The organism is Ruegeria sp. G12 (genome assembly GCF_056533565.1).
Window position 1 is genome coordinate 48,024 of the sequence record NZ_JBQFOO010000007.1, and the last position, 14,538, is coordinate 62,561.

At 61.3% G+C, this 14,538-nt stretch carries 14 protein-coding genes; 6 read left to right on the forward strand and 8 right to left on the reverse strand.

What is annotated here, in order from left to right; translation table 11 throughout:
• Positions 1-7 precede the first annotated feature (7 nt).
• On the forward strand, positions 8-895 hold the full coding sequence (locus tag ACR0JN_RS15865) for a LysR family transcriptional regulator (protein ID WP_480887017.1): 888 nt from the start codon (positions 8-10) through the stop codon (positions 893-895).
• Between the two features lie 152 nt (positions 896-1,047).
• A complete protein-coding gene (locus ACR0JN_RS15870; RefSeq protein ID WP_480887019.1) occupies positions 1,048-1,797 on the forward strand; it encodes an outer membrane protein in 750 nt (249 codons plus the stop codon).
• A 31-nt stretch (positions 1,798-1,828) separates the two neighbouring features.
• Here the strand turns inward: ACR0JN_RS15870 and ACR0JN_RS15875 are convergent, their stop codons facing one another.
• The gene (locus tag ACR0JN_RS15875) at positions 1,829-2,305 is read right to left on the reverse strand and encodes a cysteine hydrolase family protein (RefSeq protein ID WP_480887022.1); all 477 of its coding nucleotides are present in this window, start codon (positions 2,303-2,305) and stop codon (positions 1,829-1,831) included.
• A gap of 34 nt (positions 2,306-2,339) precedes the next feature.
• Positions 2,340-2,753 (reverse strand): VOC family protein, encoded by a 414-nt coding sequence (locus tag ACR0JN_RS15880; protein ID WP_480887024.1) that lies wholly within the window; start codon positions 2,751-2,753, stop codon positions 2,340-2,342.
• Positions 2,754-2,934: 181 nt separating this feature from the next.
• Between ACR0JN_RS15880 and ACR0JN_RS15885 the strand changes: the two genes are divergently transcribed.
• From ACR0JN_RS15885 to ACR0JN_RS15895, 3 genes are all read left to right on the forward strand, one after another.
• Entirely contained in the window at positions 2,935-4,752 is a 1,818-nt protein-coding gene (locus ACR0JN_RS15885) for a BCCT family transporter (protein ID WP_480887025.1), read from the forward strand.
• A gap of 182 nt (positions 4,753-4,934) precedes the next feature.
• A complete protein-coding gene (locus ACR0JN_RS15890; protein WP_480887027.1) occupies positions 4,935-6,998 on the forward strand; it encodes an oxidoreductase in 2,064 nt (687 codons plus the stop codon).
• Positions 6,995-8,566 (forward strand): trimethylamine methyltransferase family protein, encoded by a 1,572-nt coding sequence (locus tag ACR0JN_RS15895; RefSeq protein WP_480887029.1) that lies wholly within the window; start codon positions 6,995-6,997, stop codon positions 8,564-8,566. Before ACR0JN_RS15890 ends, ACR0JN_RS15895 begins: the two co-directional genes overlap by 4 nt.
• 65 nt (positions 8,567-8,631) lie before the next feature.
• Here ACR0JN_RS15895 and ACR0JN_RS15900 read toward each other — a convergent pair whose 3' ends face one another.
• Positions 8,632-10,284, reverse strand: coding sequence for an ABC transporter substrate-binding protein (locus ACR0JN_RS15900; RefSeq protein ID WP_480816305.1), 1,653 nt, complete (start codon positions 10,282-10,284; stop codon positions 8,632-8,634).
• A gap of 96 nt (positions 10,285-10,380) precedes the next feature.
• Between ACR0JN_RS15900 and ACR0JN_RS15905 the strand changes: the two genes are divergently transcribed.
• Positions 10,381-11,328, forward strand: a complete 948-nt coding sequence (locus ACR0JN_RS15905) for a LysR family transcriptional regulator (RefSeq protein ID WP_480816306.1) — start codon at positions 10,381-10,383, stop codon at positions 11,326-11,328.
• On the opposite strand, the gene ACR0JN_RS15910 is transcribed toward ACR0JN_RS15905, so the two are convergent.
• The 5 genes from ACR0JN_RS15910 to ACR0JN_RS15930 form a co-directional block, all read right to left on the reverse strand.
• The gene (locus ACR0JN_RS15910; RefSeq protein ID WP_480887030.1) at positions 11,325-11,663 is read right to left on the reverse strand and encodes a type II toxin-antitoxin system RelE/ParE family toxin; all 339 of its coding nucleotides are present in this window, start codon (positions 11,661-11,663) and stop codon (positions 11,325-11,327) included. The genes ACR0JN_RS15905 and ACR0JN_RS15910 overlap by 4 nt on opposite strands.
• Positions 11,663-11,938 (reverse strand): hypothetical protein, encoded by a 276-nt coding sequence (locus ACR0JN_RS15915; RefSeq protein WP_480816308.1) that lies wholly within the window; start codon positions 11,936-11,938, stop codon positions 11,663-11,665. Before ACR0JN_RS15915 ends, ACR0JN_RS15910 begins: the two co-directional genes overlap by 1 nt.
• Before the next feature lie 82 nt (positions 11,939-12,020).
• Complete coding sequence (locus ACR0JN_RS15920; protein ID WP_480887032.1) at positions 12,021-12,716, reverse strand: RraA family protein; 696 nt, start codon at positions 12,714-12,716, stop codon at positions 12,021-12,023.
• The gene (locus tag ACR0JN_RS15925; protein ID WP_480887033.1) at positions 12,713-13,408 is read right to left on the reverse strand and encodes an alpha/beta fold hydrolase; all 696 of its coding nucleotides are present in this window, start codon (positions 13,406-13,408) and stop codon (positions 12,713-12,715) included. Before ACR0JN_RS15925 ends, ACR0JN_RS15920 begins: the two co-directional genes overlap by 4 nt.
• Positions 13,405-14,532: a cobalamin-independent methionine synthase II family protein gene (locus ACR0JN_RS15930; RefSeq protein WP_480887035.1), complete on the reverse strand. Its 1,128-nt coding sequence runs from the start codon at positions 14,530-14,532 to the stop codon at positions 13,405-13,407. Before ACR0JN_RS15930 ends, ACR0JN_RS15925 begins: the two co-directional genes overlap by 4 nt.
• Positions 14,533-14,538 lie beyond the last annotated feature (6 nt).

The window sequence follows — 14,538 nt, forward strand, 5'->3', positions numbered from 1 at the left end:
GTAGATAATGGATACCATCACCGGAATGCGCACCTTTGCCGCTGTGGCCACCCATGCCTCGTTCACCGAGGGGGCGCGGCAGGTCGGGATCAGCACCAAGCTGGCCAGCAAATATGTCGCTCAGCTAGAGGAACGGCTGAACGCGCAGCTTTTCCACCGCACCACGCGCAGCGTCACCTTGACCGACACGGGGAAATCCTATTTCGACCGCTGCCTGCCCCTGCTGGACCAGTTTGACGAGCTGGAAGGGCTGGTCCAGCAGAAGCAAACCGATCTGGCCGGCGGTATCCGGATCACAGCCCCCACGGGCTATGGCTCGGCCCAACTGGTGCATCTGCTGAAACCGTTTCAACAGGCGCATCCCAAGGTCTCGGTCGAACTGCATCTGTCGGACCACCACGTCTCATTGGTGGATGAGGGGTACGATCTGGCCATCCGCTTCGGCGCGCTGAAAGAGTCGACCCTTGTGGCCCGCAAGCTGACGGACATGCGGATCGTCTGCTGCGCTTCGCCTGATTATCTGGCCCGGTTTGGCACACCCGAACTCCCGGCGGATTTGACCCGGCACAACTGTCTGCTGCAGGCCACCGGGAACAACGTGGACCAGTGGGAATTCAAAGGGCCGGACGGCAAATTTACAGTCACCGTCGCAGGCAATTTCCGCGCCAACTCGCCCCGCGCTGTGGCCAACATGGCGGCTGACGGTATGGGCGTGGGCCGCGTGCCGCTTTACACCGCTCAGCCGTTTCTGGACGCGGGCAGCCTGCAATTACTGTTTCAGGCGCAAGAGGCCAAGGTTCTGGGGCTTTACGCAACCTATCCGCCAAACCGCCATCTGACCGCGCGGATCCGGGCGCTGATTGATCATCTGGTGACGGAGCTGCGTCGCAACTAGCAAACGGCCCATCTTTTCCAAGTGAAGTCATGCGAGCGTCAGACTAAACTATTTAGCACTTATGCGAATTTTTTGATGTTAATGTTCCCATAACGCATACTGTCCCGGTTGCGAGAAGGGGCGGGACAGCACAATCAAGCCGGAGGGACAAAATGACCGGAAAAATCTCCAAAAGAGCAGCGGTCGCAGCAGCGGTTTTTGCGGCAACGGGCACGTTTGCATCGGCCCAGCAGTCCGAGTGGTCTTACGAGGCGACGCTCTATCTGTTCATGCCGGAAACGGATGTCTCGCTGGCGACGCCGGTGGGCACACTGGACGGCACGCTCAGCTTTTCCGACGCTCTCGAGAACCTCGATCTGGCCTTCATGGGCGCGTTTTCGGCAACCAACGGGCGATGGTCCCTGCTGGCCGACTACAATTACACCGACCTGTCGTTCAGCAACGATACGCCCGGCCCGACGAGTTCTGGGCTCAGAACCTCACTAACCACACAGTTCTTCAGCGGGTATCTCGGATACCGGGTCTACCAAACCCCGACCACCAATGTGGATGTCGCAGCTGGCTTCCGCTGGTTCAGAACCGAGACTGACTTTGACGTTTTGCCGGGAACCGCGCCGGGGCGCTCGGTTTCCGTGGATGAAAACTGGACCGATCCGGTGATTGGTCTTCGGGCACGGGTTGCACTGTCAGATCGATGGTCCGCAACAGGGTTCGTGGATTACGGCGGTTTTCGCAGCGACAGCGAAACATGGCAGGTGCTGGTGACAGCCGACTACGCGATCAACGAGCGCTGGTTGATCCGGGGTGGCTATCGCTACATCTCGTTCGATCACGAGATTGACGGCAATAACTTCAAATTCGATCAGTCAGGCCCGGTCATTGGGGCCACCTACCGGTTCTAGCCAGCGATCCGACGCCCCGTTTGGCCGGGGATCAAGGGCTCGGCAACAGGTCAGAGTGCTTGTCGACCACCTGCCCAAAGTGATGCCGCCACAGGTCAACCCCCAGCTTACCGCTGCGATCCAGCGATGAGCCTGCGACCGCATCCGCAACAATGGTCGGCTGCAGGCCCGCATCAAACAGGGCGAAACCCGCCGCCAGAACACAGCATTCGGCCTGAATGCCGCAGACCAGAACGCGGTCCACCTGCCAGCTTTGCAAAAGCGAGATCACCTCTTCCGGCGGCCTGTACCCGAATTTGTAGACAACGTGATCCGTCCCGACCAGCCCGTCATCCACCGAGCGCGGCGTCCACCCGATCTGGCGATAAAACGGCACCTTCTGCTCATCATAGCGGTGGACGGTCGCAATCGACGGCATGCCCGAGGCCAGCGCCTGACAGCGATCGACCAGCCAGTGCGGCGGATCGAAACACGGCTGAACATCGACCACAATCAGAGCCTGTTTCATGTCATTCCCTTACTTTGGCGCACCGGTTGCAGGGTCAAACCGCCTGATGCACCTCGATGATATTGCCCTCGGGGTCGTGAAAGAAGATCTGGTGCCACTCTTTCGCAAAGGCGGTGCCGTAATCCGAATAGCGCACGCCCTTGTCGTCCAGCATCTGCTTGAAGGCCTCGATATCGTCGGTGCGAAAGGCGATGTGGCCACGTTCGACCGGGTTGATCGCCTCACCATGTTTGAAGGCCACATCTAGGTTCCTCTCGGCCAGATGCATCTGCATCGCCCCGTCCGTGGCAAAGCGGATTTTGCCGTTGTATCCGGTTTCGTCCGTCGCCGTGGACCTTGGGAAGTTTTCGATCGGAATGTCCTGCAACCCCAAAACATCCGTATAGAAGTCGTGCAATCGCTCGACGTCATCAGACACATAGTTGATGTGATGGAATTCCAGTTTCATGACCCGCCGTCTTTTCTGTTTGCGCCTGACCCCACCAAACCCCGGAACCCGGCGACTGACAAGCCGGAACGATGCCCTTGTGGACAGGAGTTGCGCTGAAAACGGTTGCAGTTGCGCGGCGTTTCCCAGATGCTCAACTTTGGGGCAAAAGACGCAGGAACCGAGCTGGGCCGGAAGAAATATGTCGCTGGAAGAGCCATTTACAGACCTCAAAATCGAAAGGCAGTCGACCGGGTTTTACAAAGGCTATAGCCTGCCGATTGCTCTGGTCAGCAAAATCACTGTATCGCTCTTGGTTCTGTGGGCCTTGGTCTGGCCGCTTTCAGCCAATGACACGCTGCGATCCTGGAAATCCGGTCTGCTGGCCGAGTTCAACGTCTTTTACGACATCTCCGTCGCGGTGTTTGCGTTTTTTCTATTCCTCGTCGCCGTCATTCCCGCCACCGGGCGCATGCGGTTGGGGGCCGAGGATGAACGGCCCGAATTCTCAAATTTTTCTTGGTTTTCCATGATGTTCGGCGCGGGGTTGGGCGTCGGTCTGATGGTTTACGCTACCGCTGAGCCGCTGGGATTGTGGGAAACCAACCCCCTGACCGTCTCGGGTGAGGTCGCCTCAAAAAGCCAGGACGCAATTCAGGGGGCCTATCGCTATACCTTTTTGCACACAGGATTTCACGCCTGGGCCATCTATGTGGTGACGGGGCTCAGCCTTGCCTACTACGCCTATACCCGAGGCATGCCACTGACGATCCGCTCCGCCCTGACGCCTTTGCTGGGCGAATATTCCAACGGTATCGCGGGCCATGTGATCGACATTCTGGGCGTTGTGGCCACCATCCTTGGCGTGGCCGTGACCATCGGCTACGGCGTGTCGCAGCTTGTCGACGGGGCCTTCCTGATCACCGGCGGGCAATGGCTGATGGAGACCGCGGGCAGCGTGATGAAACCGTCCACCGCCGGGCTGATTTCGGCTTTGGCGCTGGTGATGCTGATGTCCACCCTGTCCGCCGTGTCTGGCGTGGGGCGGGGGGTCAAATACCTGTCGAACCTCAATCTGATCCTGTCGCTGATCCTGCTCGCTGTCTTCATCCTGTTCGGGTCCTTTGCCTTTGCCATGACGACCTACGGGCAGGCCTTGCTGGACTACGTGCTCAACTTTATCCCGCTCAGCCTGCAAGCCTATACCCCGATGTCGCAGGCCGAGTTCGCCTCGGCCCTGCCCCCCGAGGCCGTCCCTTTCGCGGCCGAGCTGTTCCCCGGCGCGACCGATGCATGGGGGACCAAGGACAGTTTTCTCGCAGACCTCAGCGGAGAGGCCGCCGCGCTGGCGGATGCCACCAAAACCGCCATCTACGATGCGGGAACACCGGGGCGGCTGTTCGACTGGCAGTCGGGTTGGACCACCTTTTACTGGGCGTGGTGGATCGCGTTTTCCCCCTTTGTCGGCCTTTTTCTGGCGCGCATCTCGCGCGGGCGCACAGTGCGCGAGTTCATCTTTGGCGCAGTCGTCGCCCCGTCGCTGGTCTGTTTCGCATGGATGACGATCCTGGGCGGCTCGGCCATCGACCTGGAACTGAACGGGGATGCCAACGGGGCGATCCTTGCGGCCTCAACCACGGCGACGCTGTTTGTGACGCTGGAACAGATGATCTTGGGCAATCTGCTGACCATCATCAGCTTCATGTGCGTGGTTCTGACCATGACCTTCCTGGTCACTTCGGCGGACTCGGGCATTCTGGTGATGAACACGATCATGTCAGGCGGCACCGAAGATACCAGTGTTACCCATCGCATCCTCTGGGGCGGGTTGCTGACCCTGGTGATCGGAACGCTGTTGATCGCGGGCGGCGGCGGGCTTGAGGCTTTGACCAACTCGATGATCATCGGCGCCCTGCCCTTCAGCCTTGTGCTGTTGTTGATGTGTGTGTCGCTGGCCAAGGCGATGATCAACGATCTGCGCCGGTCACAATACGAAGACACCCCGTCGCAATCTGAATAAAACATTAAGGGCTGGGGCCGTTTTCTTAATCTTTCCGCCGGGGTGCGCTTCATCTCGGACGGATAGATGTTGATGGACTGTCCAATGGCGAACCCCATCTTACACGCGCCTGACAGCCAATTCGTCGACAAGACTAAACTCAAAGGAACCGCAACGGATCAACTTCAGGAAAGGGCCGCGCCATGTCTGACGCTCAGGTTTATGCACCGCTATTCCAGCCCATCCGCCTTGGTCCCGTTACTGCGAAGAACCGGTTCTATCAGGTCCCCCATTGCACCGGCCTTGGCCATGTCCGCCCGCGTGCCGAGGCCGCGCTGCGCGGCATGAAGGCCGAGGGCGGCTGGGGCGTCGTGTCCACGCAGGAAACCGAGATTCACCCGACCTCGGACCTGGCCCCGTTCGCCGAGGGCCGGCTATGGGATGCCCGCGACATCCCCGCCCTTCACCTGATGACCGATGCGGTGCATGACCACGGCGCGCTGGCAGCAGTGCAACTGGTGCACAACGGCAGCCACGCCACCAACCTTTTGTCGCGTGCGCCGGTGCTGGCCCCATCCGAGATGGCGATCAGCGCTGCGCAACCGAAACAGGGCCGCGCGATGGACAAGGCCGATATCCGTGCCCTGCGCCAATGGCATCGCGACGCCGCCCTGCGCGCCAAAGAGGCCGGGTTCGACATCATCTATGTCTATGCGGGCCACGGGATGACTCTGGCCCAACACTTCATGCTGCCGCACCTGAACTCTCGGACTGATGAATACGGCGGCACGCTGGAAAACCGCGTGCGCCTGACCCGCGAGTTACTGGAAGACACCCGCGAGGCGGTGGGCGACACCTGCGCCGTCGCTTTTCGTTTTGGCATTGACGAAATGCTGGGCCCCGACGGGATGCAGGCCGCCGAGGAAGGCCGTGCCGTGGTTGAACTGCTGGCCGAGCTGCCCGATATCTGGGACGTGAACGTCTCGGACTGGTCCAATGACTCCGCAACCACGCGGTTTCAGCCGCAGGACGGGTATCAAAACGACTATCTGGCCTACGTGAAACAGGTGACGAACAAGCCGGTTGTTGGGGTCGGGCGGCTGACCTCGCCCGATCTGATGCTGTCGATGCTGCGCAAAGGGGTGGTTGACCTGATCGGGGCCGCGCGCCCCTCAATCGCCGACCCGTTCATCCCGCGCAAGATCGAAGAGGGCCGCATTGACGAAATCCGCGAATGCATCGGCTGCAACATCTGCGCCGCCTCCGACGGGCTGGGCATCCCGATCCGCTGCACCCAGAACCCCACGATCGGCGAGGAATGGCGGCGCGGCTGGCACCCCGAACGCATCGCAGCGCGTGGTGAGGCACAGCAAACGCTTGTCGTGGGCAGCGGCCCCGCCGGTTTGGAATGCGCCATGCAACTGGCCCGGCGCGGCTATGACGTGACCTTGGCCGAAGGCGAGATGGATTTCGGCGGGCGGGTCTTGCGCGAAAGCCGCCTGCCGGGGCTGGCCGCCTGGGGTCGGGTCGCGGATTACCGTCTGACCGACCTGCGCCAACGCGCCAATGTTCAGATGTTCACCGACAGCGCCTTGGACGCCGATCAGGTACCGGAACTGGGCATCGACCACGTGTTTCTGGCTTCCGGCGCGCGCTGGCGGGCAGACGGGATCGGGCGCAACACCCGCCGCACTCCGCCCCGGATCGACCCGGCAGCCTTTGTCTACACGCCCGACGACATCATGGCCGGAACAGAGCCCGAAGGCTCGGTGCTGGTCTATGACGATGACCACATCTATCTGGCCGGGGTGATCGCAGAAAAGCTGGCGCAGATCGGCTGCGAGGTGACGTTCGTGACGCCGGACAGCGCGGTCTCGGGTTTCTCGGCCTACACGCTGGAACAGCACCGCATTCAGGCGCGGCTGATCGAACTGGGCGTGGACATCCGCTGCAATCAGGTGCTGCACAGCATCGCGCCCGATCATGCGACCACGGCCTGCACCTATACCGGGCGGCACAGCCCGGTCGATTGCACCTCGGTCGTTCTAGTCACGGAACGGCAGCGCAACACGTCGCTTTATGACGCGTTGCAGGGCAAGGGGCTTAAAACGCTGGAGCTGATCGGCGATGCCGCCTCACCCGGCTTGATCGCCGATGCGGTTTTCGACGGGCACCGCGCCGCGCGCGATTTCGAACGCCCGAAACATGCGGCAGAACAAGACTGGTTCCGCCGGGAAATCACCGATCTGCGGGAGGAGACGCCATGACCGAAGCCACCCTAAACACATCCCGTCGCCGCGGCGGCGGCCGCGCGGCGCGTATCGCGCTGCAACAGACCACAACCGGCAACGAAGCCGTCCACGGCGGCATCGCCGGTGGCCGCTACCGCCCGCTGTCGCAAACGGATATGGAGGCCATCCACAACGCCGCCCTGACCGTTCTGGATCAGACCGGCCTTGCGGATCACTTCCCCGAACTGCTGGATCTGGTGCTGCCCAAGGGCGCGGTGCTGAACGAGCATAACCGCCTGTGCTTCCCCCGCGCATTGATGGAGGATTTGCTGGCGGGCGCCGCGCGAGAATACTACGTCCACGCGCGGGGAGACCGCGCGGGCAAGGACGACATGCACTGCACCGCGCAAAGCGTCTATTTCGCCAATTCGGGCACGGCCGTCACGACATTTGACGCCAAGACCAAGTCCTATCGCCCCTCCGAGCTGCGCGACATCTACGATTTCACCCGGCTGGTCGATAGGCTGGACAATATTCACATGCTGGGCGCAACCGTTCTGGCCACCGATGTACAGGATGATTTCACCCATGACATGAACATGGTCTACGCCATGCTGTCGGCCAGCCAGAAACCGGCCTGCATGGCCTTCCGCGACCGTAGCCATATCCCGCATGCCATCCGCATGTTCGATCTGGCCTCGGGTGGCGAGGGCTCGTTTCTGAAAAAGCCCTCGGTCGTGTTTGGCGGCTGTCCCATCGTCTCGCCCCTGCGCATCGGGCGCGAGAATATGGAGATTTTGATCGACACCGCCAAGCTGGGCCTGACCGTCGATCTGGCCGTGCCGCCGCAGGCGGGCGCAACCGCGCCTGCAACGCTGGCCGGAACGCTGGTGCAGGCGGTGGCGGAAACGTTGGCCTGCGTGGCCATCGCCAACCTGATCAAACCGGGCTGCCCGGTCAGCTTTTCCGCATGGCCCTTCATCACCGATCTGCGCAGCGGGTCCTTCACCGGCGGTAGCGGTGAGCAGGCCCTGATCGGGGCCGCCGCCGTGCAGATGGGGCAGTTCTACGGCCTGCCCACCTCGGTCGGGGCGGGCATGACCGATGCGAAACTGCCCGACGCGCAGTACGGGCTGGAAAAGGCTCTGACCTTCTCACTCGCCGCCCATGCCGGGGCCAACCGGGTGTGCGAGTTCGGCGGCATGCTGGGCAGCCTGATGGGCTGCAGTTTTGAGAGCATGGTCATCGACAATGAGGCGGGCGGGATGATCCTGCGCTCCTTGCGCGGCATCGAGGTCACGGATGAGACGCTGGCAGTGGATGTCATCCACACCTGCGCCATCGACCCCGGTCATTTTCTGGGCAACCCGCACACGCTGGGCTTCATGAATTCCGAATTCGTCTATCCTCAATTGATGGACCGCGCCCGCACCGACACGTGGGAAAATGAAGGCAAGCTTGACCTGCTGGAACGGGCGCATGAAAGCGCAAATGCCATTCTGGGCAGCCATTTCCCGAACCATTTCGGCGCTGCCGATGCGCAGGTGCGCGAGGAGTTTCCAATCCTCCTCAGCAAAGAGGACATGCAGCGCATCCGGGGGTAATCCGGCCACCCCAAAACGAAAAAGGCGCGCCCAAGGGCGCGCCGTCTTCGATTTCAGTCAGGCGTTTAGCCTTCCAGACCCAGCTTGTGCACGTGGATCTCGTTGATCGGATGGCTGTCCGCGCCAACGATTCCCGGGCGCGAGTGCCTGTAGAGAGACCGCCAATAGGGCTGAATGACCGTACCGTCTTCGCGCAGGAAGGTCTGGATCTTCTCCATATGCTGGCGCCGCGTATCCGCGTCGGCAATGGCCGAGGCCGCATCCAGCATCGAGTCGAACTCGTCACTGGCCAGACCGGTTTCGTTCCAGGCCACGCCATTCTTATAGGCCAGCGTCAGAACCTGAACCCCCAGCGGACGGTGACCCCAGTCGGTCGAGCTGAACGGGTATTTGTTCCAGTCGTTCCAGAACGTATTGCCCGGCAGAACGGTCCGCTTCACCTTGAAGCCCGCATCACGCAACTGGGCGGCCAGCGCGTCGGTGGTGTTGCGGCGCCAGTCATCGTCGATCGAGATGATCTCATGCTCGAAATCCATCATGCCCGCTTCTTCCATCAGCGCGCGTGCGCCTTCCGGGTCCAGCGGCGGCGCGCCGATATCGGCGTATTCCGGATGGATCGGGCAGACATGGTGGTTTTCCGCAATCGTCCCGCGGTTGGCATAGCCCAGTTCCAGCAACACGTTGTTGTCGCAGGCCATGGCCAGAGCGCGGCGGACCTTGGCGTCGGCATAAGGTGCAACGCCATCCACTTCCGAATCGCGGTTGGTGCGCAGCACCAGCGTGTTGGCCGAGACGGATTCGCTCTGGTTCCAGCCGATGCCTTCGAAGATTTCGACAAATTCACCGACCGTTTCATAGGTCATGTCGATCTCTTCCGCCTCGGCCGCCGCTAGATGCGCCGCGCCGTCGGTGCCGTAGTCGATGAACTCGATCCGGTCCAGATAGGCCCCTTCGCCCCACCATTCGTGATCGGTGTTCTTCTCAAGCACGACCTTTTCGCCGACCGCATATTCGACCAGCTTGTAAGGTCCGGTGCCGACAGGATCATTCGCCGGGTCGCCCGACCAGCCATCGGGAACAATCGCCGCCGGGTATTCGGTGACCGCCGGGATGATGGTGATATCGGGCCGGGTCAGGTTCAGCTTCAGCGTCAGATCGTCAACAACCTCAAGCGCGCCATCCGCCGGGCCGTCGCCAGCATCGTTCTGCAACGAGCCCATGCGCGCGGCCATCGAGTTGCCTTCCCATGTGCCATCGCACCAGCGCCCGAAGTTATAGGCCACATCCTGCGCGGTCAGCGTGCCGCGCCCGTCGTTCCAGTTCACACCGGGACGGATGCGCAGCGTGTATTGGGTGGCGTCGTCATTGACCTCCCAGCTTTCCAGCAAGCGCGGCTCGAACGTGCCATCCGCGTTGTACTGGACCAGATATTCCAGAAAACCGCGCACCACGTTGCCAAGCTGCGGCCAGTTATAGAGCGGCGGATCAAGCTGCGCGCGCACGACCTGCTGAATGCGGATCGTCCCGCCCTGCTGGACATTGACGGCGGCGCGCGCGGGCTGCGCCAGACCGATCATCGAATAGGCGGCAGATGCCGAAACACCCAGTGCTGTTGCACGGGTCAGAAACTCTCGGCGGCTTAATTTGCCGCTCTCTACTTCGTCCACATGCATGTGAACCGCAGGATGGACCTGCTGCGAATTGCCGAGGCTTGTCATTTATATCTCCCCAAAATCTGGCCTTGCGGGTCTTATTGTACCCATTTGCCTAAGTTTTGGTACAGATTCGATTAAGTTTGCAGTAGTTGAATTTTTATGGATGACATTAGCAAAATTAATCGCAAACTCAGCCGGAACCTGGTCGCGCTGCACGCCTTTGACGAGGTCGCGCGGCACGAAAATTTCACCAGCGCAGCTGAGGCGCTGGGGCTGACCCAGTCCTCAATCTCACAGCGCATCAAGGCGTTGGAAACGGAATTGGGGGTGACGCTGTTCAACCGCGAACACCGGGGCGTGTCGCTGACAATCGAAGGGTTGCGCCTGTTGAACGAGGTCCGGCCCGCCATGACTCAGATGGGCCTCGCCGTCGTTTCCTTGTTGAATCGAAAGTCAAAACCACGGGTGCGCATCTCGGCGGATTTCGCGTTTTCAACCTTCTGGCTGCTGCCGCGCCTGTCGGTCCTGCGCGACGAGATCGGCGATGAGATCGAGATCCAGATCCTCGCATCCCCCACCCCACCGGTCGAAGGGACCGACGATTGCGATATTCAAATTCACGTGGCGCATTACGACCGGATGAAACCCGGCGATGTCCTGCTTATCGAGGAAAAAGTGGCCGCCGTCGCCAGCCCTCAGCTATTAGCCAGAACGGGGCCAATCCAATCTTCCGCCGATTTACTTAACGTTCAACTTCTGAGCCTGTCCAAGCCGCCATCGGCAGAATGGCAGACCTGGCAGGGCTGGTTCGAGCAGCTAAACGTCAGTGGCACGCGCAAAAAGAACTATGTCAGCTTCAACAATTACGACATGGTCACGCAATCCGCCATCGCCGGAGATGGCGTGGCCTTGGGCTGGCTGGGGCTAGTTGACGGGCTGATTCAGTCCGGCGCGTTGGTGCAGGTGACAAGTGACGTCGTGGTCAGCGACGCCGGATATGTGATGTCCTGGGGACAGACCAATCTGGGTCAGGGCCCCCGAAAGGTGTTTGACTGGATATCGAAACAGGTCCGCTCGACAGATAGCGACCGGACCCGGACCTTCTAACCCGAGACCGGAACGGTCCGGCGTCTGGCGGCTATATCCGTCCAGTTCCGCCCGCCGAAAGCGATCAGCGCGATATAGAGCGTGTCCGTCTCAGGCTCGGGGCTGAACACGACGGTCAACCGATTGCCCACGCCGCCATGGCGCACCAGCCAGCCGGAAAGGCGGCCCTGCAACCGCATCCCCGACAGCGGGTTGGACAGGATCGACCGCGCCAGCGCGTCGACCTCATCCAGACGGCGCTGTGCCGCAGCGATATCGCCGTCGGTCACGTCAACGATGTGATCAGCGATACCGATCAGATCCCGTTCGACAAACGGGTGGCGAACCAGCCGCATCAGCGTCGTGAATTCAGTGAAGCCAGATATGCCCGAGCCCCGGCCGAGATGTCCGAAACATCCCCGACCGGCTCCCACTCCCCGGTCGGCAGCGACAGGCGGCGTTCCAGCTCTGCCTCGAGCAGCGAATTCTCACGCTCGCGCGCGGTCTTTGCCTTGGTCAATTCACCGGATACCGCCGCGCTGACATTGGGGTATTCGCCCGCCTCGACCAGTTCCTTGGCAAAGGCATAGGCCGCTTCGGTGAAGCTGACGGATTGCTTTTGAACGGTCATGGCAAATCTCCGATGGTGCTCCATTAGAATACCAGCCAAGCCGTCAGACGGCAATATCACCCGGTTCGGACGCTGAACCCGGTCATACCCGGGCGCGCTCGAACTCGGCCGATGCGGCTTGAAACTTGTCGAAATCGAAACTGGGCGCGCGTGCCGCGTCCAGGACGATCCGCTCGGTCGAGACCATCTTTTCGATCGCAGCTTCCAACTGCCCCTCCAGATCGCCGGGGATGACCAGCGCACCATGCCGGTCCGCATGGATCAGATCACCAGGATGGATCGTCAGACCAAAGACCGAGACCGGTGTGTCGATTTCCCGGACGTGAACAAACCCGTGGCTGGGCCCGACCGAGCCTGCAACCACCGGAAACCCCTCGGGCAGATCGCCCAGATCGCGCATGACGCCGTTGGTCAGGGCCCCGGACATGCCGAACCCCTTGTGCACGCTGGTGTTGATCTCACCCCAATAAGCCCCGATGCAGTGCGGGTAATCCACGTCCTCGATCACCGCGACCGAGGGCGCAGGGGCCTCGGCCATATATCGGTAATAGTCCATACGGCGTTGGCGGATGATCACGGGGGCCTCGGACGGAGGTTGAACCGCAGCAATCTTCGCAGTGCGGGCATAGCCGACGACGGCAGGCTCGGACGGGGCGGAACACAGCATCGTGCCGCGCGTGAACCGGTCAAACCCGCGTTTGCCCTGCGCCACTTCGATGGCGTTGCAGACGGTGGGCGTGTCGACCTTGCGCAACAATGCCAGAAGGGATGGTGTCATGGGGCCTCCAGCCAGCGGACCAGCGCCGCGGTTGTTTTGTCACGTTGTTCCAGAGTGGTCAGGTGCCCGGCACCTTCGATGATCTCAAGCACGCTGTTTGGCATCAGATCATGCATCAATTCGTGCCGCTCGACAGGGCACAGCCCATCCTCGCGACCGCACAGGATCAGGGTCCGGCCGTCGTATCCGGCCAGCGTTTCCGTCTGATCCGGGCGGGTCATCAGGGCCTGCGACTGGCGCAGGAACACATCCGGCCCCAGATCCATCGCCATCGCCATGCACAGATCCAGAATGGCCCCCTGCCGGGGACCGTCTGCCAGATAGTTGGGCTTCATCTCATCCCGCATCACCTGACGCAGACGGCCCGCGCGGGCGGCCTCCATCTGAGGGCCGCGCCGCGCTTTCACCGCTTCAGTCTCAGCCAGCGGGTTGGTGTCCATAAGCGCCAGCTTCTTCACCCGGTCGGGGGCCTGACGCACGATCTCCATCGCGACGATCCCGCCCATGGACAGACCCGCCAGCGCAAAGACGGGCGGAGCGTTTTCAAGCACATGCCCGGCCATCGCTTGAACGCTGTCTTGTTCGGACAGTGGGAAGCTCATCAGCGGCACCGTGCCCGACAAGGCATCACTCTGCGGGCCGAACAGGCGCGCGTCGCACATCATGCCGGGCAAAAGGATCAGCGGTATCATTTGGACGCCAGTTCTGCCCCCTGCGCCAGTGAGGCCAGCTTGGCATAGGCGATATCCGGATCAACCGCGCCGAACCCGGCGAAAGTGCCGAAGCCACAATCACTGCCCGCAATCACCCTGTCTGCGCCGACAATCCCCGCAAAGCGCTCGATCCGCTGGGCGACGAGTTCGGGGTGTTCGACAAAATTGGTCGTGGTATCGACAACCCCCGGCACCAGCACCTTGTCGTCGGCAATCTCAGCCCGGCGGTCCCGGAACACGGTCCATTCATGGGCATGACGCGGGTTCGATGTCTCAAACAGAACATAGCGGGATTTGGTGCGCATCAGGGTCGAGAACACCGTGTCCATCGCAATATCGCAGCAATGGGGCCCTTCATAGTTGCCCCAGCAGATATGCACCCGCACTCGGTCCTGAGGAACGTTCTGCAAGGCATGGTTCAGCGCCTCGACATGCATGTCAGCGATCCGGACGAAATCCTCATCCGACAGGTCGGTGAAAAGCATGTGCCGCGACAAGGCCAGATCGGGGCAATCCAGTTGCAGGTCCAGCCCAGCGGCCACGATGGTCTCGTATTCCTCTTTCATCGCATCGGCCAAGGCGGCCAGATAAGCCTCTCGACTGCTGTAGAAATCGTTTTGCAGAAAGAGGGAAATCACGCCCGGCGAGGCCGCATTCATGAACCCACGCTCGACCCCATGCTGCGCCATCGCCGCCTTGAGGTTGGCAATGTCCTTCTGCAACTCTCCCTGTCCTTTCGACTGCACCTCGCCTGTACACATGGGCCGCGCATATTGCGGCGTGCCGCCATCATCGGCCAGACGTTGCAGGAAACCGGGAAACATCTTCAGATCAGCAGGCGCATTGCGCGGGCTGTCGCCGGAGAAGCCGGTGTAGCGGTCCTTGACATAGGTCGCATAGGAAATCTTGGAGGTCTCGCCATCGCTGACGATATCAATCCCGGCCTGCACCTGCCTGCGCACGGTGTCCGATACGGCGTTGGCCATGCAGGCATCAAAAGCAGCGGCATCATAGGCTCCCTCGCGCTCGCGCGCGAAGATGAAATCCACCACCTCCTGAGATCGAGGCAAAGACCCCACATGCGTGGTCTCAATTCTGGTCATGCGGGA